General features: G+C 68.7%; 22 protein-coding genes and 1 pseudogene. 15 read left to right on the top strand and 8 right to left on the bottom strand.

Going from position 1 to position 19,412, the window contains the following annotated elements; all coding sequences use genetic code 11:
• Positions 1-94: 94 nt before the first annotated feature.
• From RJT50_RS09215 to RJT50_RS09185, 7 genes are all read left to right on the top strand, one after another.
• Positions 95-1,084, top strand: a complete 990-nt coding sequence (locus RJT50_RS09215; protein WP_313690945.1) for an ABC transporter permease — start codon at positions 95-97, stop codon at positions 1,082-1,084.
• A 1-nt stretch (position 1,085) separates the two neighbouring features.
• The gene (locus RJT50_RS09210; RefSeq protein ID WP_313690944.1) at positions 1,086-2,051 is read left to right on the top strand and encodes an ABC transporter permease; all 966 of its coding nucleotides are present in this window, start codon (positions 1,086-1,088) and stop codon (positions 2,049-2,051) included.
• Complete coding sequence (locus tag RJT50_RS09205) at positions 2,048-3,202, top strand: ABC transporter ATP-binding protein (RefSeq protein ID WP_313690942.1); 1,155 nt, start codon at positions 2,048-2,050, stop codon at positions 3,200-3,202. The genes RJT50_RS09210 and RJT50_RS09205 overlap by 4 nt, the downstream gene beginning before the upstream one ends.
• The gene (locus tag RJT50_RS09200) at positions 3,172-4,554 is read left to right on the top strand and encodes an ABC transporter ATP-binding protein (protein WP_313690940.1); all 1,383 of its coding nucleotides are present in this window, start codon (positions 3,172-3,174) and stop codon (positions 4,552-4,554) included. The genes RJT50_RS09205 and RJT50_RS09200 overlap by 31 nt, the downstream gene beginning before the upstream one ends.
• A gap of 7 nt (positions 4,555-4,561) precedes the next feature.
• A complete protein-coding gene (locus RJT50_RS09195; RefSeq protein ID WP_313690938.1) occupies positions 4,562-5,041 on the top strand; it encodes a hypothetical protein in 480 nt (159 codons plus the stop codon).
• Positions 5,031-5,495, top strand: a complete 465-nt coding sequence (locus RJT50_RS09190; RefSeq protein ID WP_313690936.1) for a hypothetical protein — start codon at positions 5,031-5,033, stop codon at positions 5,493-5,495. Before RJT50_RS09195 ends, RJT50_RS09190 begins: the two co-directional genes overlap by 11 nt.
• A 92-nt stretch (positions 5,496-5,587) precedes the next feature.
• Positions 5,588-5,848: a hypothetical protein gene (locus RJT50_RS09185; RefSeq protein ID WP_313690935.1), complete on the top strand. Its 261-nt coding sequence runs from the start codon at positions 5,588-5,590 to the stop codon at positions 5,846-5,848.
• Positions 5,849-5,935: 87 nt separating this feature from the next.
• On the opposite strand, the gene RJT50_RS09180 is transcribed toward RJT50_RS09185, so the two are convergent.
• The 5 genes from RJT50_RS09180 to RJT50_RS09160 form a co-directional block, all read right to left on the bottom strand.
• Positions 5,936-6,478, bottom strand: coding sequence for a hypothetical protein (locus RJT50_RS09180; protein ID WP_313690933.1), 543 nt, complete (start codon positions 6,476-6,478; stop codon positions 5,936-5,938).
• Positions 6,478-6,723: a hypothetical protein gene (locus RJT50_RS09175; RefSeq protein WP_313690932.1), complete on the bottom strand. Its 246-nt coding sequence runs from the start codon at positions 6,721-6,723 to the stop codon at positions 6,478-6,480. The genes RJT50_RS09180 and RJT50_RS09175 overlap by 1 nt, the downstream gene beginning before the upstream one ends.
• A 48-nt stretch (positions 6,724-6,771) precedes the next feature.
• On the bottom strand, positions 6,772-7,203 hold the full coding sequence (locus RJT50_RS09170; protein ID WP_313690930.1) for a hypothetical protein: 432 nt from the start codon (positions 7,201-7,203) through the stop codon (positions 6,772-6,774).
• Between the two features lie 111 nt (positions 7,204-7,314).
• The gene (gene hpt / locus RJT50_RS09165; protein ID WP_313690929.1) at positions 7,315-7,881 is read right to left on the bottom strand and encodes a hypoxanthine/guanine phosphoribosyltransferase; all 567 of its coding nucleotides are present in this window, start codon (positions 7,879-7,881) and stop codon (positions 7,315-7,317) included.
• Between the two features lie 119 nt (positions 7,882-8,000).
• A complete protein-coding gene (locus RJT50_RS09160; RefSeq protein WP_313690928.1) occupies positions 8,001-9,278 on the bottom strand; it encodes an MFS transporter in 1,278 nt (425 codons plus the stop codon).
• 254 nt (positions 9,279-9,532) lie between these two features.
• On the opposite strand from RJT50_RS09160, the gene mbhE reads away from it, so the two are divergent.
• The 7 genes and pseudogenes from mbhE (at position 9,533) to mnhG (ending at position 15,924) form a co-directional block, all read left to right on the top strand.
• Positions 9,533-11,917 carry a hydrogen gas-evolving membrane-bound hydrogenase subunit E gene (gene mbhE, locus RJT50_RS09155; RefSeq protein WP_313690927.1) on the top strand — a complete coding sequence of 795 codons (2,385 nt, stop codon included), beginning with the start codon at positions 9,533-9,535 and terminating at the stop codon, positions 11,915-11,917.
• 185 nt (positions 11,918-12,102) lie between these two features.
• Entirely contained in the window at positions 12,103-12,486 is a 384-nt protein-coding gene (locus RJT50_RS09150) for an MnhB domain-containing protein (protein WP_425499724.1), read from the top strand.
• A pseudogene (locus RJT50_RS09145) lies at positions 12,483-12,812 on the top strand (sodium:proton antiporter); the annotation flags it as partial. The gene RJT50_RS09150 and the pseudogene RJT50_RS09145, both read left to right, overlap by 4 nt.
• Positions 12,813-12,967: 155 nt before the next feature.
• Entirely contained in the window at positions 12,968-14,692 is a 1,725-nt protein-coding gene (locus RJT50_RS09140; protein ID WP_313690925.1) for a complex I subunit 5 family protein, read from the top strand.
• Positions 14,689-15,255, top strand: coding sequence for a Na+/H+ antiporter subunit E (locus tag RJT50_RS09135; protein WP_313695960.1), 567 nt, complete (start codon positions 14,689-14,691; stop codon positions 15,253-15,255). The genes RJT50_RS09140 and RJT50_RS09135 overlap by 4 nt, the downstream gene beginning before the upstream one ends.
• Entirely contained in the window at positions 15,248-15,538 is a 291-nt protein-coding gene (locus RJT50_RS09130) for an MrpF/PhaF family protein (RefSeq protein WP_313690923.1), read from the top strand. Before RJT50_RS09135 ends, RJT50_RS09130 begins: the two co-directional genes overlap by 8 nt.
• Positions 15,535-15,924, top strand: coding sequence for a monovalent cation/H(+) antiporter subunit G (gene mnhG / locus RJT50_RS09125; protein WP_313690921.1), 390 nt, complete (start codon positions 15,535-15,537; stop codon positions 15,922-15,924). Before RJT50_RS09130 ends, mnhG begins: the two co-directional genes overlap by 4 nt.
• A gap of 60 nt (positions 15,925-15,984) precedes the next feature.
• Here mnhG and coaBC read toward each other — a convergent pair whose 3' ends face one another.
• Together coaBC and RJT50_RS09115 are read right to left on the bottom strand one after the other, a co-directional pair.
• Complete coding sequence (gene coaBC / locus RJT50_RS09120; RefSeq protein ID WP_313690919.1) at positions 15,985-17,163, bottom strand: bifunctional phosphopantothenoylcysteine decarboxylase/phosphopantothenate--cysteine ligase CoaBC; 1,179 nt, start codon at positions 17,161-17,163, stop codon at positions 15,985-15,987.
• A 266-nt stretch (positions 17,164-17,429) separates the two neighbouring features.
• Positions 17,430-18,224, bottom strand: coding sequence for an NAD(P)/FAD-dependent oxidoreductase (locus tag RJT50_RS09115; RefSeq protein ID WP_313690918.1), 795 nt, complete (start codon positions 18,222-18,224; stop codon positions 17,430-17,432).
• A gap of 110 nt (positions 18,225-18,334) precedes the next feature.
• On the opposite strand from RJT50_RS09115, the gene RJT50_RS09110 reads away from it, so the two are divergent.
• Positions 18,335-18,622: a GYD domain-containing protein gene (locus RJT50_RS09110; protein ID WP_313690916.1), complete on the top strand. Its 288-nt coding sequence runs from the start codon at positions 18,335-18,337 to the stop codon at positions 18,620-18,622.
• Position 18,623: 1 nt separating this feature from the next.
• On the opposite strand, the gene RJT50_RS09105 is transcribed toward RJT50_RS09110, so the two are convergent.
• Positions 18,624-19,412, bottom strand: a complete 789-nt coding sequence (locus tag RJT50_RS09105; RefSeq protein WP_313690915.1) for a formate/nitrite transporter family protein — start codon at positions 19,410-19,412, stop codon at positions 18,624-18,626.

Below are 19,412 nucleotides of genomic sequence, written 5' to 3'. Positions count from 1 at the left end.
CTTCCGGCCGGTTTTCGACTTTTCGAGGCATCGATTCAACAGATTCATATTCGGTCCATGGTGATGTTCGCGCACACTCGCGGTCTGACAATGCATGACTAGAATCAGTGGAACGTACTTGGCGAAACGGATCGTCGTCTCATACCTGACGCTCCTCGTCATCATGTCGCTGCTGTTCGTCCTGCTCCGGAGCATGCCCGGGTCGTTCATTCAGGGCATGATCACGCCGGGGATGACGGCCGAACAGATCGAGCGAATCCGACAGGAGTGGGGCCTCAACGAACCTCTCTGGAAACAGTACATCAACTTCATGGTCAACTACCAGACCGGCAACTTCGGTCGGTCCCCGACCCAGAACACCGAGGTGTGGAGCCTCATCGTCCGACGCATGCCACGGACGATCGTGCTGTTCGGCTCGGTGTTCATCGTCGGGTTCGTCATCGGTCCGCTCGTCGGGATGTATCTCGGCTGGTGGCGCGGGAGCACCAAGGACAAGGGCATCTTCAGTAGCTCGCTGTTCGTCTACTCCATGCCCGCGTTCTGGATCTCCTGGCTGTTCATCTGGGTGTTCAACTACGAACTCGACTGGCTCCCGAGCGCGTTCATGTTCACGCAGTATCCGGAGTTCGAGTGGACGGCGTTCACGATCATGCGGGACGTGCTGTACCACATGGCGTTGCCGATGTTGAGTCTCACCTTCATCGGCTGGGTCGGCTCGATGCTCGTGATGCGGCCGACGATGAACAATGTGACCGACGAGGGCTACGTGTTTCTCGCACGCGCGAAGGGGCTCTCGGAGCGCACGGTGATGATCAAACACGCCGCACGCAACGCGCTCATCCCGGTCGTCACCGGCGCGATCGTCAGCCTGGCGTTCCTCATCGACGGCTCGGTGATCGTAGAGCAGGTGTTCAGCTGGCCGGGGATGGGAGCGCTCATCATCAGCGCGGTGTTGAGCCGGGACTTCCCGACCGCACAGGCCGCGTTCTTCATGATCGCGGTACTGGTCGTCGTCATGCGCCTGCTCACTGACGTCGTCTACACGTACCTCGACCCGCGGATCAAATTCGGTGAGAACAATTAACATGGCGACGGACAATCAGGACACTTCGAACCTCGACTCGTTCAAGCGACGATGGGAGCCGCGAATCGAGCGGTTTCGACGGAGCTGGGATCGGTTCACCGAGCACAAGATGGGCGTCATCGGGCTCGTCATCCTCGTCGTCTACGCGGTGTGGTCCATCATCCCGGGCGTGTTCGCGCCCCACTCGCTGGAGTGGGTCGCCTACCTCGGAGAACCACCCCACAACGCGCGACTGACCGGCGAACAGATCAGGTCGCTCCCCCACCCGCCGGCGTTCGGGGACCCGTTCTTCGCCCCGCTGGGGACGAACCAGGCGGGCGAGGGCATCCTCACGCTCGTCGTCCATTCGGCGAGCACCGCGATGTACATCGGCCTCGCCGCCGGACTGCTCTCCAGTCTCGTCGGCGTGCCGCTGGGGCTCATCTCCGGCTTCTACGGCGACACCTGGATCGACGAGACGATCCAGCGCATCGTCGACGTGATGTACGGCCTGCCGTTCCTGCCGTTCCTCATCGTGCTGGTCGCGGTCCGGGGCATCAACACGACGAACATCATCATCGGCATCGCGGTCACGTCGTGGCTGAACAACTGTATCGTCATCCGCGGCGAGACGCTCTCGCTCCGCGAGCGGTCGTTCGTCGAGTCGGCCAAGGTTGCGGGCGCGAGCGACACCCGGATCATGTTCAGACACATCATGCCGAGCGTGCTGCCGCTGTCGTTCGTCTATCTGGCCTCCGACGCTGCCGGCGCGGTGATCGCGCAGGCGTCGCTGGCGTACCTCGGGCTCGCGGACTTCACCGCGGACTCGTGGGGGATCATGCTGCAGAACATCCAGGCGGAAGGGTACGTCTTCGACGCGTGGTGGTGGCTCATCCCGCCGGGGCTCGCCATCACGCTGCTGGCGACCGCCTTCTACTTCGTCGGCTTCTCGATGGAGGACGTAACCAACCCACAGCGTGACTCATGACACTACTGGAAGTCAACGATCTCTCGATCCGATACGCGGTGGAGGAGGACTCCTCGGTCCACGCGGCCGACGAGGTCTCCTTCTCCGTGGAACGTGGCGAAACGTACGGGCTGGTCGGCGAGTCCGGCTGCGGCAAGACGACGCTCGCCAAGAGCCTCGTCCACCTGCTGGATTCGAACGGCTACATCGAGAACGGCGAGGTGTGGTTCGACGGCACCCTCCCCTCGTGGGAGGACGAGTCCGGCGACGCGCGCCAGGAAATCATCGACGACGACTATCCGGTCCGTGCGGACGGCAAGACGGACCTGGCCGCCCTCACGACCGAGCAGATCCGGAACGTCCGCTGGCGCGACATCGCGCTCATCCCACAGAGCGCGATGAACGCGTTGAACCCCGTCTACAAGGTCGGCGATCAGATCGTCGAGGCCATCCTCCGACACGAGCCGGGGACGTCCAAACGCGAGGCTGACGAGCGGGCCCGCGACCTGCTCGAACGGGTCGGCATCGAGCCGGACCGCGCGGACGACTACGCCCACGAGTTCTCGGGCGGCATGAAACAGCGGGCGGTCATCGCCATGGCGATGGCCTGCGAGCCCGACCTGCTCATCGCCGACGAGCCGACGACCGCCCTCGACGTCATCATCCAGGACCGCATCCTGGAGGAACTCGAAAAGTTGCAGGAGGAGTTCGGCGTCTCGATCCTCGTCATCAGCCACGACATCTCGGTGATGGCCGAGATCTGTGACCGGATGGCGGTCATGTACGGCGGGAAGGTGATGGAGAGCGGGCCGAAGACGGACATCTTCGGCGACACCGCGAACCCGTACACGCTCGGGCTGAAGAACTCGTTCCCGACGATCACCGAGGAGAGCCAGTCGCTCGTCTCCATCCCGGGGACGCCACCGACGCTGCGGGACCCCGAAGACGGCTGTCGGTTTCGGGAGCGCTGCCCGTTCGCGGTCGAGGAGTGTCACACGAGCCACCCACCGATGTACGACGTGGAGTCGGTGACCTCGGAGGGCGTCCGCCGCGAGGCGGCCGACCACCGCGCGCACCGGTCCGCGTGTTACCGCGTGGACGAGCTCGAAACGATCCGAACCGACGCCACCCAGGAGAACACATGGACCGAGCAGGAGATCGAGAGCCGCTAGTCGAAGTAGAGAACGTCAGCAAGCTGTTCGACACCTCCCAGGGCGTCGTCGACACCATCCTGGGGCGCGAGCCACGGCCGGTTCGCGCGGTCGAGAACGTGTCGTTCACCATCAACCGGGGCGACGTCGTCGGCATCGCCGGCGAGTCGGGCTGTGGCAAGACGACGCTCGGCAAGCTGCTGGTGAAGCTGTACGAACCGAACGAGGGCTCGATCAGGTTCGACGGGACCGACATCACGGAGATGTCGAACCGGGAGGAGTCCGAGTTCCGCGAGCGCGTCCAGATGATCTTTCAGGACCCGTTCGAGTCGCTCAACCCGCGGATGTCCGTCTTCGACACGGTCGCCGAGCCGCTGAAGATCAACGGGACCATCGACGACTACGAGGAGCGACGCGAGCGGGTACGGAACGTGCTCAACGACGTTGGGCTCGCGCCCGCGGAGGTGTACCTCGACGCATTCCCGGACGAACTTTCCGGCGGCGAGCGCCAGCGGGTCGCCATCGCCCGTGCGCTCGTCGTCGACCCCGAGTTCATCGTCTGTGACGAGCCGGTGTCGATGCTCGACGTCTCGATCCGCGCCGGCGTCCTGAACCTGATGAAGGAACTGCAGGACGAGTACGACCTCACCTACCTGTTCATCAGCCACGACCTCTCGCTCATCCGCTACATGTGCGACCGCGCCGGCATCATGTATCTGGGCGACATGGTCGAGAAGGGGCCGACGAACGACATCATCGACGACCCGAAACACCCGTACACGGAGGCGCTGTTCGACGCCGTCCCGGACGTGGAACTCGGCGACGAGCGCCGCCGTGCGAACGCGACCGGCGAGGTCCCCTCGCCCCGCAACCCGCCGTCCGCCTGCCGGTACAACCCCCGGTGTGCACACGTCATCCCGCCCGACGACTGGACCGGCAGCCAGGAGGCGTTCCGCCGGGCCCACAAGTTCAAGCTGAAGCTCCGCCGTGGCGACATCGACGCGGAGACGCTCGCGGCCGAGACCGACGACCCGACCCGTCGGATCGTCGAACACGGACTGACACTGGACGTCCCGGACGAGTTCCAGACGGAGACCGAACGACGCACGGGGGGTCACCACGTCTCGCTGCGGGAACTCGACCTCCCGACGGCGGCCCGCGACGCCATGTTCGAGGCGGCGGAAACCGCGATGGACGGCGACGCCGTCGCTGCCGCCGACGGCCTCGACGACGTGCTCGCGACGGTCTGTGAGCGGGAGCACCCGGACCGCCGGCCGTCCGGAACGAGGGACGTCGCGTGCCACCTGTACGGCGACGACGGCGCGGACGCGGCCGCCGGACCGTCGACCAGTCCGATGGCGACAGAGGACTGATCGCGGCGTGTCCGCCCGCTCGCTGCCCCTCCTCCCGCTGCTACTCGCGGGCCTGTTGGTCGCGTCCGGCACGGCGTTCGGACTCACGTTCGCCGCTCAACTCGAGTGGCAGGAGCGCGACGCCGTCTCCGCGACCGTGACGGACCTCACCGTCTCGAACTCGAGCGAGGACGGCCCCGCTGTACGTGGCTCGCTCTCGGTCGAAAACCCGCTCGACAGGCGGGTCCAGGTGAACGGCGTCCGCCTGCTGGTGTTCGACGGGCCGAAACCGCCCGACCAGGAGGACCGGCTGAGCGTCCCCCGATCGGCGAGCATCGACCGGGTGACGGTTTCGGCCGGCGAGACCGTCTCCGTGCGTGTTCGGGCGGACGTTCGGCCCGGAGACGCGGACCGCCTCCGGGCCGCACTGGAGGACGGAACGGCGAACACGCAGGGACTGCTCGAACTGACAATGATCGAAAAGCCGTTCACCGTCGATGTCGAGTGACGCGTCCGCGCTCCGAACGGCGCTGGCGGACCCAGCGGAAGCCTCGTACGGGTCGACGCGCGAACGGGTCCTCGTCGTCGCGTACGTCGGCGTCCTCACCGGCCTGATCGGGGCGATGGCCCACTACGCGACGCTCCACATGGCGCTCGCGCCGGCCTGGGTGTCGCGGACGCCGGGGTTCGTGCTCGTCGTCGTCACCGGGCTCGTGACCAAGCTCCTCGCCGAGCAGATGCGGACCAGCGCGGCCGCGATCATCGTCGCCTGTCTCGCTGGGCTCGGCTTCTCGGTCGGCTTCGAAATCGCGCCCTACTACCTCCTCGACATCGACACCATCGGAGGGTATGCGCTCGTCCAGCCCATCGCGCAAGCGTCGCTCGCGTACGTCGGCGAGCAGTTCCCGCTTCAGTTTCTCGGCTACATCCTGGGCGTCATCTATCACGGAATGACGGCCTGACCGCCGGCGACGGCGGCCCTCCGGTTCCGGCGCTTGGACGCCCGGTGGGGTCGGACGGTAGCCCTTTTGGGTTCGGGGTGTCAGGTGACGGTATGGCCAAGGATCTCCCGACCGAGGAGGGCTCGGTCCGCGAGCGGGGGACGTACGCGAAACACGGCGACGACCCGACGCTCGCCTCGTACGCCTCCTCGCTCTACTTCCTTCTCTCGGTGCCGACGTTCATCGTGCTCGCGTACGTCGGCTACTGGCAGGGACTGTATCCCGAGTCCACCGTCGTTCCGGCGTTCGCGGGGCTGCTCGTCGCGTCGCTCGTGGTCGTGTTCGCACTGATGCACGTGCTCACCGGTCGCTGACCGGCCGAGGTTCACGCGGAACGCCTCGAGACGCTGAAGGTGGGAACCGTCCGTTCGACGTATGCCGGATTCAGTCCTCGCCGCGCTTCAGTACCACTTGTCCTTGTACTCGCAGGTGACCGGTTCGGTGACCACGTTGGTTGCCAGCGCCAGCGAGACGAGCACGACGTCGTCGTCGTACTCGCTCGGGTCGACGCCGTCGCCGCTCCAGCCGGCGAGACCGACGCCGAAGTCGACGTGGGTGTCGAACACCGTGATGAGCCACTCCTCGGGCAGCGTGCCGTCCTCGAGTTCCCCCTCGCGGACGAGTCGGAACAGGTACTTGAACGTCGTGTCCTCGCGATCGCTGATGTCGGTCCCGGCCTCGTAGCCGGGCATCTCGGGCGTCCCGAACAGCTGAACCAGCCGGTAGAGCACCATGCCGATGTCGACGTCGCCGCCCCCCTCCTCGGGGTCGGGCGTCAACTGGACGAACACGTCGTTGCGCTCCTCGCGCAGGTTCAGCTCCCGGAGCTCCTCGCCGGCCTCGATGCGGGATTCGATCTCCGAGCGCGCCACGGGGACGAGCGTGAACTCGTGGAGCTCCTCGAGGGACGGCGCGTCGGGGTGGTCTCGAATGTCGACCGGCATCAGGTTGCAAACCGCATGAAGCCCTTGTACCCCAGATACGAGACGCCCACGAGGGCGATCCCGGTCACCATGACGATCACGCCGTCGGTGCTGGTCGCGCCCTGGAGGCCGTTCAGGCCGAAGAAGACGGTCAACCCGATGACACTGAAGATGAAGCCCATCACGATGCTGGCGAGTCCCACGAAGAGCGAGAGGACCCCCAGAGGGCCGATGAACCGCTGCGGGATACGCTGTTCCACGGACATCTATGTGGGATTCACGGACAGCCGGAGTAATATATCTCCCGTTCGCGTTCAGCGGTCGCCTTCCAGCCCATCCCCGCGCCGGTCGGCGGTCGAACCGGATCCGTCCCCGGTCCCGTCACGCTCCCGGTCCCGTTCGGCATCGCCCGGAGCCGCCTCGCCCAGCGGGCTCATGCTGGGGTCGAACTCGGCCTCGTCCGTCACGGAGGCGGTCGACGACTCTCCCGACGAGCCGCCGCCGGAGCCGTCGGTGCCGCCGTCCCCCTCGTCGCTCGTGAGGTCCCACGCCTCGGCGACCGGGCGACGTGCGCGGTAGCCGAGCACGATGAGCACGAGCCCGAGGAGGCTCAAGATCACGAACGCGGGAGAGGTGTAGGACACCTCTCCGGTCACGACGGTCAGATGGAGCGCCTGGCCGACGGCGAGCGCGCCGACGACGAGCAGCGCCGTGCTGACCGTTCCGTAGAACCGCGTCGAAGGCATTGCCGAACCTCCGGCCGGCGACGTGAAAAGTCCCTCGTCACCGTCCCGGTCGGCCCCGGCGTGTCGGGAGCAGTCAACGAGTCGACCCGGTCGCGCGAGCCGGTCGGTGCCTCAGCTGTCGCCGAACTCGTCGACGATGACGACCTCGCCGTCCTCCACGGAGACGTTGACCAGGGTCTTCACGTCGTAGTCGGTGTCGTCGAGCTTGTTCGAGCCGGCCTTCTTGATGACGGCGACGACGTCGACGATGTTCGCGTCGATGTGGACGAGCGCGTCGAGGATCCCCTTCATCGTGCCGCCGGTCGAGAGCACGTCGTCGAGCACGAGCACCTTGTCGCCCTCGTACACGTCGTTGATGTACATCTCCGACTCCGAGTAGCCCGTCTCCTGGGAGAGCGACACCTCGCCGTCGAGGCCGTACTCGCGCTTCCGAATGACGACGAGCGGGATGTCCGTCATCAGCGACAGCGCCGTCGAGATGTGGATGCCCATCGCCGCGGGCGTCACGATCTTGTCCACGTCCTCGATCTCCGCCTTGCGGATGATGCGGATGACGATCTCGCGCAACAGCTCCGGCTCCAGCATCGGGACGCCGTCGCTGATCGGGTGGACGAAGTACTGGTAGTCGCCCTTCTCGATGATGGGCGCGTCGAGCAAGGACTGCCGCAGTTGGTCCATGTCGCCGGTACTTCAGGGGCGCTGTAAAAGACTGCGGATTCCGCGCGTCGCGGTCGACGGGAGTCGAACGGGACCTAGTGGGCAGGCGACGGTGGAACGGCGGGGGACGGCCGGCCGCGTCACGACGGTGCGGCGCGGGCCGTGGCGTCCCGAACGGGCCGTGCGGCGACCCAGAGCAACCCCCCGAGGAGAGCCACCGTGACGCCGGTCACCGAGAGGAACGCCAGCGGACCGACCGCCGCCGCGACCCGGCCGCCGAGGACGTTCGCGGTGCCGGACGCGAGCGTGAGCGCCATCGACACCCCCGAGAGCACCGTCGCGCGGCCGACGTCCTCCAATCGGTCGTTGACGTACTCGTTACGGACGGGTCGGGTGATCTGCTGTAGCGCGCGCCGACAGAACAGCGCCGGCAGCAGCAGGATCGGAACCACCGCGAAGCTGGCGTACGCGACGCCGACGACGGGAACGAGGAGCAGGAGGACGCCCCCGGTTCCGAGCCGGTCCTGGATGGCACCGGTCGCGCTCGCCGCGACCGCCGACACGAGTTTGAACCCGGCATAGAGGACGCCGAGCCCGGCGATCGGTACGCCCACCGCCCGCATCGCGGGCTGTTCGAACACCCGCGTCACCGAGAAGGCGAGGTTGAACAGCGCCGCGTAGACGACGATCCAGCGGAGCGCCGGGCGCGAGAGCTGCGTCCACAGCACCCGTGCTGCCTCACGGACGCCCATCGCCGGCTCGGCTCCGGTCGCTTCCGCGCGGTCGGCTTTCTTGCCCGCACTGTCGCCGTTCACGTCGTCGGGAGCCGCACCGTCATCGGCTGCACCGCGATCACTGCCACCTTCGACGTGCTTCGTTTTCGGCAGCGTGAACAACAGCGGGAGCCCGAGCGCGGCCAGCCCGGCGTTGGCGAGGAACGGAACGGCGGGGTCGACGGTGTAGAGCAGCCCCGCGACGAGCGCCGTGGCCCCGGAGACGAGCAGCAGCGTCGACTCGGCCCGACCGCCGATCCTGGCGTACTCGTCCTCCGCGTCGCGTCCGGCGAGCAGTTCGTAGAGCCATGCGTCGGCGGTGCCGGTTCGGAACGTCCAGCCCGCAGACCAGAGGACGTAGACGGCCGCGAAGCCGGCGGTCGAGTCGGCGACGGTGAACCCGACCATCACCGCGACGAGGATGCAGTTTCCCAGGGCGAGCGCGGTTCGACGTCCGAGCCGGTCACCCAGATAGCCGGTGGGAAGTTCGAAGGTGACCATCCCGAACAGGAACGCCCCCTGTACGAGGCCGATGTCCGCGAGGCCGAGTCCCTGTGCCTCCATGTAGATGACGGAGACGGGAATGTAGAAGCCGTTCGAGAGGGTCGCACGGTAGAGGTAGTACCGGCGGACGAGCGAGACCATACCGTCGGCTCTCGGGGACGGCCAAAAGGCGTTCCCGGAAGCCGATTTCAGTAATCGACGGCACTGAACTGAGATTCAGGGGCGATCGTGGTTCAGCGATGAGTTCGCGATTCCTCGCCGTCGTGATTCGGCGTCGCTGGTGACGCTTCGTCGGGTTCGTGCTCGGACGGCCGAGCGAACCGTCGCCGGAACTCGCGGGCGACGCTGCCAGCGGTTTGATAACACCTAAGTCGGCTTCACCCCACCCCACGCGTGTGCTCGATATCGTTCTCGCCGTCGTGTTTCTCCCGTTCGCGGGGGCGGCGCTCACGCCGCTCGTCCATCGGGTGGCGGGCGAGCGTACCGCCTACTACGCGGCCGGGGTCGCGGCGGTCTGTTTCGCGCTGGTCGCCCGACTCACGGTGACAGGCACACACGGCCTCGTGGGGACGGAGTGGGTCCCGTCGCTGGGCATCTCGCTCGCGTTCTACGTCGACGGGCTCTCGCTGCTCATCTCCCTGCTCGCGTCAGGTGTCGGCGTGCTGACCCTCACCTACTCGGGCGGGTACATGCACGGCGAACCGGGACAGGCGAAGTACTACGCGACGCTGCTCGCGTTCATGGGCTCGATGCTCGGCGTCGCGCTCGCGGCGGACCTGTTCGCGCTGTTCACGTTCTGGGAGCTGACGAGCCTCTCGTCGTTCATCCTCATCGGCCACTACACCGGCGAGAAGTCCTCCCAGTACGCGGCACGCAAGTCCATGCTCATCACCGTGGCCGGCGGACTGTTCATGCTCGCCGGCTTCCTGGTGTTCGCGTGGGCGGGTGACACGACCCTCATCGTCGGGCCCGGGTCGCTCACGGCGAACGCCGGCGAGACCGTGGCGACGCTCCGGAGCGCCGGGCTGTTCCTGCCCAGCCTGCTGCTGCTGGCTATCGGTGCGGCGACCAAGTCCGCACAGGTCCCGTTCCACGTCTGGCTGCCGAACGCGATGGAGGCGCCCACGCCGGTCTCGGCGTTCCTCCACTCCGCGACGATGGTGAAGGCGGGCGTCTATCTCGTCGGTCGCTTCCGGCCGTTCTTCCTGGATGCGGTCCCGGAGGCGACGTCCCTCCCCGAGTGGTCGCTCCTGTTCGTGACGCTCGGCCTGCTCACGATGACCGTCACGGCGATCCTCGCCGTCGCGGCGACCGACATCAAGGAGCTGCTCGCCTACTCGACGGCCTCCCACCTCGGCCTCATCGTCGCCGGGTTCGGGGCGGCCAACGCCTACGGCGCCGAGACGGGCGCGTTCCACATCCTCAACCACGCGTCGTTCAAGGCGGCGCTGTTCCTCGTCGCCGGAATCGTCGCCCACGAGGCGGGGACGCGGAAGATATCGAAGCTCCGCGGGCTCCGACACGACCTCCCGGTGACGGCGCTGGTTGCCGGACTGGCGTCGCTGTCGATGGCCGGCATCCCGCCGTTCAACGGCTTCTACTCGAAGGAACTCCTGTTCGAGGCGACGTTCGTGCTGGCCGAGGACGCGGGCGGGCTGACCTGGCTGTTCCCGGTCGTCGCCGTGTTCGGCTCGGTGTTCACGTTCCTCTACTCGCTGAAGTTCCTCTCGCTGTTCCTCGGCGACCCGAACGGCGACCTCGGGGACGTCCACCGGCCGCCCCTGCCGATGCTGGTTCCGCCGGTGATCCTCGGCGCGCTCGTCGCGGTCATCAGCGTCGACCCCCAGCTCGCGATCGACACGCTCGTCGGGGAAGTGTACGCGAGCACGGTGCCCGGCGACGCGCACTCGTTCTCGGTCGGCCTGCCGACCCACCTCACCCCGCCGGTGTGGATGAGCGCGATCACCATCGGCGTCGGCGCGCTCCTGTGGCCGCGCTACGACCGTCTCCACGACGGAATCCGGGGCCTGCTTCACGGTCCGGTCCGCGCGAACTGGTGGTACGACGGCAGCGTCGACGGGCTGACGGCCGGCTCGAAGACCCTCGTCTCCCGGGTCCAGACCGGCCTGCTGCGGACGTACGCGACGTGGGTGTTCGCGGCGACGTCGGTGCTCGTCGTCGGCGCGTACCTGGCGACCGGCGTCGGCTTCCCGGCGGTCGAACTCGCGGACGGCATGACCGCGGCGATGGTGCTCGTGCTCCTCGTCGCGCTCGTCGGCGCCGCGGCGGTCGGTGGCGCGCCGTCACACGTCGCCGGCGTGCTCACGCTCTCGATCCTGGGGTTCATGGTCGCCATCTTCTACATCCTCGCGGACGCGCCGGACCTCGCGCTCACCCAGCTCGTCGTCGAGACGCTCGTGCTGGTGCTGTTCCTGCTCGTGCTCGACAGGCTCCCCGCCTACTACGGCAGCCCCCGGTTCTCGGTCGCGGTGCGTGACGGGGCGCTCTCGGTGCTGGTCGGCGCGACGGTGTTTCTCACGGTCGTGTTCGCGACCGCCGGCAGCCCGGACGCCATCGGCGGGAACCTCTCGCGGCTGGCAGGCGTCCCGGCCGAGCACCCGCCGCTGTTCACGGACTACGGTGGCGGCTACAACGTCGTCAACGTCGTGCTCGTGGACTTCCGCGCGATCGACACGCTCGGGGAGATTACCGTGGTCGCCATGGCGGCGCTCTCGGTGTTGACGCTCGTTCGGATGCGTGGACGGGGTGAGGCACAGTGACGAACGCTTCGGGCCCCGAACCGGACCTCTCCACCGGCGAGGGCGCCGACGGCGCGGACGCCGCCGACACCCGACCTGCCGGGTCGGCCGCGCCCGGCATCGAGCACGAACATCGGACGACCGTCATCGCGCGAACCGTCGTTCGCGTGACCGTCCCGATCATCCTCGTCACGGCGCTCGCGTTCATGCTCCAGGGGCACAACCAGCCGGGCGGCGGCTTCATCGGCGGCGTCCTCACGACGACGGCGTTCGTGCTCGTCTACGTCGTGTTCGGGATGGAGTTCCTCCAGTCGGAACTGCTCGAGATGGGCTCGGGCGGCGAAGCGACCGATCGAACCATCGGCCTGTACCGGCTGTTGTTCACTGGGGGACTCGCGGTCGCGTTCCTCAGCGGGCTGGTCCCGATGCTGTTCGGCCTGCCGTTTCTCACCCAGGCCGTCCTGTTCCTGGAGGGGGTCCCGCTGTATCACGAACTCGAGGTGGCGTCGGCGCTCGCGTTCGACGTCGGCGTCTACCTCACGGTCGTGGGGGGCCTGCTCACGGTCCTCGGGGAGGCGGGGAGCGAATGACCCAGTGGATCCTCGCGGGCGTGCTGGGAACCCTGTTCGCGCTCGGGACGTTCCTCGTGCTCCGCCGCGACGTGGTCCGGGTCGTCTGGGGCGTCACCATCATCGCACAGGCCGCGAACGTCTACCTCGTCACGATGGGCGGGTTCGCGGGCGGCGCGCCCATCGGAAACTTCGTCGCCGAGGACGCCGCGCTTCCGACCGACCCGCTCGTGCAGGCGCTCGTGTTGACCGCCATCGTCATCGGGTTCGGGACGACCGCGCTCGCGCTCGTGCTCACCTATCGGGTGTACGAGGAGCACGGCACCATCGACGTGTACGAACTCGGGCGGAACGGCCCCCGACCGGCGGCCGGCGACGACGGGGCCGCGGCGAGCGGCGCAGCGGCCGCCGCGACGGACGGTGGTATCGAGGGCGAGGTCGGGGCCGCCGCCGATGGTGGTCCCGCCGACGATTTCGGGTTCGACGACGGGGGTGACGACTGATGTCGGCGCTCGTCGTCGCGCCGTTGCTCGTCGCGCTCGGGACCGGCATCCTCACGCTGCTCGTCCGGTTCGACGGACGCCTCCGGCGGGCGATCAGCCTGCTCGGCGGCGTCGCCTACCTCGGTGCCGTGGCGGCGCTGTTCGATTCGGTCGTGTTCGCGACGGGCGGCCCCCGCGTCGTCCCGTACTACGTGTCGAACTGGCCCGCGCCGTTCGGCATCACGCTCGTCGCGGACTCGCTGTCGGCGTTCATGCTCGGGCTCGCGGCCGTCGTCTTCCTGCCCGCGCTCGCGTTCGCCTCCGTCTACGTCGACGAGTTCGCACGGCGGCTCTCGTTCACGCCGCTGTTCCACTTCATGCTCGCCGGCGTGACGGGGGCGTTCCTCACGGCCGACGTGTTCAATCTCTTCGTCTGGTTCGAGGTGATGCTCATGGCGAGCTACATCCTCGTGCTGTTCTACTCGGGCCGCGAACACACCCGCGCGGCGCTGGGATACGTCGTCCTCAACCTGCTGGCGAGCGCGCTGATGCTCGTCGCCATCGGCGGGCTGTACGCCACGGTCGGCACGCTCAACATGGCGGACATGGCCCGCAGGCTCGCGAACCCGGCGGCCTACGGCGTCGAACTCGCGCCCACGCTGGGGCTGGCCTCGCTGCTGCTCTCGGTGTTCGCGTTGAAGGCCGGACTCGTCCCGTTCCACTTCTGGGTGCCGTCGGCGTACCGTGCCGCGCCCGCGCCGGTGACGGCCGTGCTCGCGGGCGTGGTGAAGAAGGTCGGGGTCTACGCGATCATTCGGCTGTTCTTCACCGTCTTCGCCGGCGCCGCGTACGCGAACACCGGCACGTTCGCCTACGTCGGCCCGGCGCTGTTCGTGGGTGCGGTGCTCTCGATCCTCTACGGCGGCGCTGCCGCGGTCGGGCGCGAGGACGTCGACGGCATGCTGGCGTTCTCCTCGATCGCGCAGGTCGGGTTCATCGTGCTCCCGCTCGCCGTGGCGATGGCCGCGCCCGCGCTCGCGGTCGACTTCGGCGGCCCCGGCGCCGGGGGAACGCTGGCGACGCTCGGCGTCGCGGCGGCGCTCGTGTACGCGCTCAACCACGGGCTCGCCAAGGGGCTCCTGTTCCTCGCGTCGGGCACCGTCTACTCCGCGGTCGGCACGACCGACTTCGACCGGCTCGGCGGGCTGGCCTCGCGCGCGCCGCTGCTCGCAGGCGCGTTCCTGCTCGGCGGGCTCTCGCTCGTCGGCGTCCCGCCGCTGGTCGGCTTCTTCGGCAAGCTCCTCGTGTTCCGTGCGGGCGTCGAAGCCCTCGCGGTAGCCCCCCTCGCGGGCGGGCTCGCGCTGGCCGCGGCGCTGGGCGGGGCGGTGCTGACAATCGCGTACGTCACGCGGCTCTGGAACCAGGTGTTCTGGGGCGAGCCGACCGAGACGGTGCTCGCGGCGCTGCCGAGTCGCTGGAGCAAGCGGTCCTCGGGAGTGGCCGCGGACGGCGGCGCCCCCGACGGCGCCGCTCAGGGCGAGGGTGCGACGGACGTGATCGTCGGATCGCTGGCCGTGCAACTGACGGCCGTCGTCGCGCTGGCGCTGTGTCTGGTCGGCTTCGGCGTCGGCGTGGAGTTCGTCGTCGAGGCCGCGACCCGCGCGGCCGAGGCCGCGACGGACACCGCGGGCTACGTCGACGCGGTCGCGCCCGAGCCGGTGCTGACCCAGGGGGGTGAGTCCTGATGCGGCGCTGGCTGGTGAACGCGGTCGTGTTCGCGGTGCTCTGGCTGTTCGTGCGCGGGGTGCCACTCGAGGCGACGCGTATCGCGGAGGAGGGACTGATCGGCCTCGCGGTGAGCCTCCCCGTCGCGTTCGCCCTCCGGCGGTTCTACGCTGGACCGCCGACTGCCCGAACGCTCCGGGTCCTCCCGTACGCGGCCCTCTACGTGCTGACGTTCCTGAAGGAACTGCTCGTGGCGAACCTGGCCGTCGCGCGGGTCGTCCTCTCGCCGTCGATGCCGATCGAACCGGCCGTCGTGGAGGTCCCCCTCCGCGTTCAGTCGGACGCGGCGGTGACGACGATCGCGAACAGCATCACGCTCACGCCCGGTACCCTGACGATGGATTACGACGCCGACGCGAACGCCCTGTACGTGCACAGCATCTCGGCCGAGGACGCCGCCGACGTGCTCGGACCGATCCGGAACTGGGAGGACTACGCGCTGGTCATCTTCCGGGAGGACCTGTCCCCGGGCGATCCGGTCCCCGGCGACCCGGCGACCGACGGCGGGGTGGACGATGAGTAGCCCCCTCGTCGATCTGCTGCCGCTGTTCCTCTCGGGTGCGCTCGCGCTCGCGGCGGCCGCGACGCTCGCGGTGGGCTACCGCGTCATCACCGGGCCGACGACGCCAGACAGGGTCGTCGCGCTCGACGTCATCGGGACGAACGTCGTCGCCATCGCGCTGCTGTACGCGATGGCGTCCGCGCAGGGGTTCTTCCTCGACGTGAGCATCGTGCTCGCGATCATCGGATTCATCAGCACGGTCACCGTCGCACGGTACGTGACCGAGGGGGACATCATCGAATGATCGCCGCAGAATCCGCCGCCGGCACGACCGTCGGACCGGTCGGGGCCGCGCTGGTCGTCCTGCTAGTGCTCGTGGGGTCGTTCTTCCTCGTCGTGGGGACGGTCGGCCTGTTCCGCCTGCCGAACGTGTACAACCGGCTCCACGCCACCACGAAGGCGACGACGCTGGGCGTCTCCGGCATCGCGCTGGCCGCCTGGGTGTACTTCGGCCCGGCCGGTCAGGGACTGAAGGCGCTGGTCACGATCCTGTTCCTGTTCCTCACCGCACCGACGGGCAGCCACATGATCTCGCGGGCCGCCCAGCGGATGGGCGTCGAGTTCGAGGAGGGGGTCACGTGGCCCAGCCGGACGGGCGCGGAAACGGAGCGGGCCGGCGAGAACGAGTAGCCGTCCCCGCTCGGCAGCCTTCTCCCGACGAGTCCGAGTCCGAGTCCGTTCACAGACGGGTCACTCGCCGACGGTCCCGAACTCTTCCGCCAGTTCGTCGGCGATTCTGAGCCCGAGCCCGAGCTTCGAGCCCTCGAACGCGGAGACTTCGTCCGCCCGAACGACGAGCGCCCGCGTCGCGTCCGCGCCCATCACGGAGGCGTCGTTGGCGACGACGAAGGACAGCATCGCGCGGTCGAGGAGCTCCCGTGCCCTCCCGACCAGCGCGTCGTCGTCGCCCTCGGACTCCGCCTTGAACCCGACGACGGCGAGGTCGGGGTACGTCTCGCGCACGGCATCGATGAGCTTCGGCGTGGGAACCAGATCGAGCGTGAGCGACTCCTTTCCCGACCGGATCTTCTCGTCGACCCCCTCGACCGTGTAATCCGAGATGGCCGCGGCGGAGACGAGCGCGTCCGCGTCCTCGCAGGCCGCGACGGTCGCGTCGGTCATCTCTTCGCCGGTCTCGACCGCGATCACGTCGACGTACGGCACCTCGTCGCCGTCGTGGACGAGGGTCACGTCAGCGCCGCGGGCGTAGCAGGCGCGTGCGGCGGCGCGGCCGGTCCGACCCGAGGATCGGTTCGTCAGCACGCGGATCGGGTCCACCTGCTCGGTCGTCGCCCCCGAGGTGACGACGACGTGCCGGCCCGCCAGCGGCCGGTTCCCGGCCGCGCGCGCCGTCTGGGTGACGATCGCTTCCTCGGTCGCGATCTTCGCCTTCCCCTCCTCGACGCGGGGGTCGACGAAGTCGGCGCCCCACGATTCGACGCGCTCGATGGCCTCGAGCACGCCGGGATGGTCGTACATCGGCTCGTGCATCGCCGGCGCGACGACGACCGGGAGTCCGGCACCCAGCGCGGTCGTCGCACAGGTCGTGACCGGCGTGTCGTCGACCGCGGCGGCCACCTTCCCGACGGTGTTCGCGGTCGCCGGCGCGAGCAACAGCACGTCCGCCCAGCCGTCCCGGCCGCAGAGCTCGACGTGTTCGACCCCGCCAGTGATCTCGGTGACCACCTCGTGCTCGGTGGCGAACTCGACGGCCCACGGGTGGAGGATACCGCGGGACGCCTCGGACATCACCGCCCGGACCGAGGCCCCGTGCCGGCGGAGCTCGTGGGCGAGTTCCACGACGCGCACCGCCGCGATGCTCCCGGAGACGCCGAGCGCGACGTTCGTGTCCGCGAGGAGGTCGGTCATGGTGCGGTGTTCTCCCGACCGGGTGATAAATCGTTGTTGTCCACCGAGTCCAGGTCGGTGGTGGTTTCTGCGTGGTCGGTATCGTAGTGCGGACCGCGAAAGCCCCCGCGGCCCCTTTCAGTCCCACCCGAGGGCTAGTCGGGCAATCGCCGTCCAGCGGTTGGCCGGAGAAGCGTCGCCCGGCGGTTGGTCAGTGGAGCGCGTTCCGTCGGGGGATCGGTGCGTCGCCGAGGCGGTTGGATGGGTCGACGATGTGGGGCGGACGATCAGTCGTCGTCCGACTCCCAGTCGGGGTCGACGCGGCCGCGGTCGTCGTCGACGAGGCTCGGGTGGGTGCGCTGGCGGTCCGCGTGGGGCTCCGCGAAGTACTCGCGCATCGTCCCCCTGGATTCGGCCTGTCGGCGGGCCTGCTCTCCCGCGTCGATCTCCTCACAGCCCGGCGGGACCTCCCGCCCGCGGTCGGTGAAGTAGCCCTCCGGCACGACCCAGTCGTGGTAGAACGGCACGTCCGCGTCGTGGACCAGCGTGATGGCGGTTTCGGCACCGTGGCCCGCGGCGACGGCCGTCTGGTGGTATTTCTCGGCGAGCCGCCCGGCGGCGTAGACCCCGGAGACCGACGTTCGCCCCGAGTCGTCCACCTCGACGTAGCGTTTGCTGCCGGCGTCCCTGACCGCCACGTCGAGCGCGTCGAGGTAGTCGGCATCCGACCACGACGCCGCGACGACGCGGGCGGCGGTGACCGTCCCGCCGTCCGCCAGATCGGCCCGGAACTCGTCCTCGACGCCCGCTAGTTCCTCGACCCGGCCCGCCACGCGCTCCGCGCCGTTCCGCTCGGCCTGCTCGCGGAGCATGTCGGCAAAGAGGCGCGGGTTCACGCCGGCGGGAAAACCCGGGACGTTCTCCAGGTGGGCGTTGCGCCCGAGGATCGACTCACCGTCGGCGACGACGAGCGTTCGGAGGCCCGCCCGCGCCGTGTACGTCGCCGCGGTCAGCCCCGCGACGCCGCCGCCGGCGACGAGCACGTCGTACTCCGCGTCGGTCTCGAGTGCCGTCTCCGTCATGCGGGGTAGTCCCGCCCCTCCGGCTTGAGCGTCGTGGTTCCCGCGAGCGGCGTCGTGGACGGAACCGGGGCGCAAGAAGGCATTTGGGACCGGGACCCGAACGTCGGGCCATGGCGACGTACACGGTCCTCGCGAACGTCGACGAACGGGAGTTCCAGAACCCGCAGGAGCTGGTGAGCATCTGGGGCGAGATCCGGGAGGACGTCGAACGGCTCGGCGGGGAACTGCTCGAGAGCTACGCGCTCATGGGTGGCTACGACTTCCTCGTCACGTTCCAGGTCGATGACGAGGACGCGGCCATGCAGATCGCGATCGTCATCGAGCGTCACGGGCTGGACACGGAGACGATGCGAGCCATCCCGGTCGAGCGGATGGGCGAGATCGTCGAGGACGTCTGAGTCAACCGTCGGAGTCCTCGGCCCCCTTCGCCTGCGCGACGTGGGTGAGCGTCACCAGCCCGAGCCCCCCGACGAGGTTTCCGAACGTGACGACCGCGGTCGTCGTCGCCACGCCCGCGAGGCCGATCCCGGCCCCGAAGACGACCCCGAACAGCACGTGGAGCATGGTCACCACGACGTGGTCGAACGCTCCCAGCGCCAGCAGGAAGCCGACCAGGTACGCGAGGAACGCTCGCGTCCCGACGGCGTTGGCCGCGTGCAGCAGGAACGAGAGCAGGGTCACCAGGACGCCGCCCGCGAACGCGTCCGCGAACTTCGCCGGCGTCCGACGGTGGACGATCTCCTCGGCGGCCCGGACGAACGCCTCGCCGGTCCCGGGCGGGAGCGCCCCCTCCACGGAGAACACCCCGATCACGAGCGCGCCGCCGGCGAGGTTGAACGCGAACGTCACCGTCCAGAGGCGGACCAGCGGCCCGACCAGCCATGTCCCGGACGCCTCGACCGCGCTCGCGACCGGGTCGAAGAAGTTCTCGTTGAACAGTTCGGCGCGCCCGACGACCAGAAACACGACCCCCGGACCGAAGGCGAGCGCTCCGGCGATCGTGGCGACGTCGCCGATGGCGGGTTCGAGGATCCCCTCGACGATGCCGAGCGCGACGATGCCGAAGACGACCGTGAAGCCGGCGATGAACCCGGTCGACGCGAGTTCGAGCGTCGACTGGCCGAGTCGGCGGTCGCCCTCCGCCACCGCGCGCTCGTAGATCTCCGACGGGTCAGGCGCGACCGTCAC

It is taken from the genome of Halobaculum sp. XH14 (assembly GCF_032116555.1).
GTDB lineage: Archaea > Halobacteriota > Halobacteria > Halobacteriales > Haloferacaceae > Halorarum > Halorarum halobium.
This window is presented reverse-complemented; position numbering and strand designations above follow the sequence as displayed.

Bases quoted from the DNA above. Each gene is read 5' to 3' on its own strand.
- RJT50_RS09170 (WP_313690930.1), bottom strand. From the start codon at position 7,203: ATGCCTTCGACGCGGTTCTACGGAACGGTCAGCACGGCGCTGCTCGTC.
- RJT50_RS09140 (WP_313690925.1), top strand. From the start codon at position 12,968: ATGTCGGCGCTCGTCGTCGCGCCGTTGCTCGTCGCGCTCGGGACCGGC.
- RJT50_RS09200 (WP_313690940.1), top strand. From the start codon at position 3,172: ATGGACCGAGCAGGAGATCGAGAGCCGCTAGTCGAAGTAGAGAACGTC.
- RJT50_RS09215 (WP_313690945.1), top strand. From the start codon at position 95: ATGACTAGAATCAGTGGAACGTACTTGGCGAAACGGATCGTCGTCTCA.
- RJT50_RS09185 (WP_313690935.1), top strand. From the start codon at position 5,588: ATGGCCAAGGATCTCCCGACCGAGGAGGGCTCGGTCCGCGAGCGGGGG.
- RJT50_RS09150 (WP_425499724.1), top strand. From the start codon at position 12,103: ATGCTCCAGGGGCACAACCAGCCGGGCGGCGGCTTCATCGGCGGCGTC.
- coaBC (WP_313690919.1), bottom strand. From the start codon at position 17,163: ATGACCGACCTCCTCGCGGACACGAACGTCGCGCTCGGCGTCTCCGGG.
- RJT50_RS09180 (WP_313690933.1), bottom strand. From the start codon at position 6,478: ATGCCGGTCGACATTCGAGACCACCCCGACGCGCCGTCCCTCGAGGAG.
- RJT50_RS09115 (WP_313690918.1), bottom strand. From the start codon at position 18,224: ATGACGGAGACGGCACTCGAGACCGACGCGGAGTACGACGTGCTCGTC.
- mnhG (WP_313690921.1), top strand. From the start codon at position 15,535: ATGATCGCCGCAGAATCCGCCGCCGGCACGACCGTCGGACCGGTCGGG.
- RJT50_RS09205 (WP_313690942.1), top strand. From the start codon at position 2,048: ATGACACTACTGGAAGTCAACGATCTCTCGATCCGATACGCGGTGGAG.
- RJT50_RS09210 (WP_313690944.1), top strand. From the start codon at position 1,086: ATGGCGACGGACAATCAGGACACTTCGAACCTCGACTCGTTCAAGCGA.
- hpt (WP_313690929.1), bottom strand. From the start codon at position 7,881: ATGGACCAACTGCGGCAGTCCTTGCTCGACGCGCCCATCATCGAGAAG.
- RJT50_RS09190 (WP_313690936.1), top strand. From the start codon at position 5,031: ATGTCGAGTGACGCGTCCGCGCTCCGAACGGCGCTGGCGGACCCAGCG.
- RJT50_RS09175 (WP_313690932.1), bottom strand. From the start codon at position 6,723: ATGTCCGTGGAACAGCGTATCCCGCAGCGGTTCATCGGCCCTCTGGGG.
- RJT50_RS09130 (WP_313690923.1), top strand. From the start codon at position 15,248: ATGAGTAGCCCCCTCGTCGATCTGCTGCCGCTGTTCCTCTCGGGTGCG.
- RJT50_RS09160 (WP_313690928.1), bottom strand. From the start codon at position 9,278: ATGGTCTCGCTCGTCCGCCGGTACTACCTCTACCGTGCGACCCTCTCG.
- RJT50_RS09110 (WP_313690916.1), top strand. From the start codon at position 18,335: ATGGCGACGTACACGGTCCTCGCGAACGTCGACGAACGGGAGTTCCAG.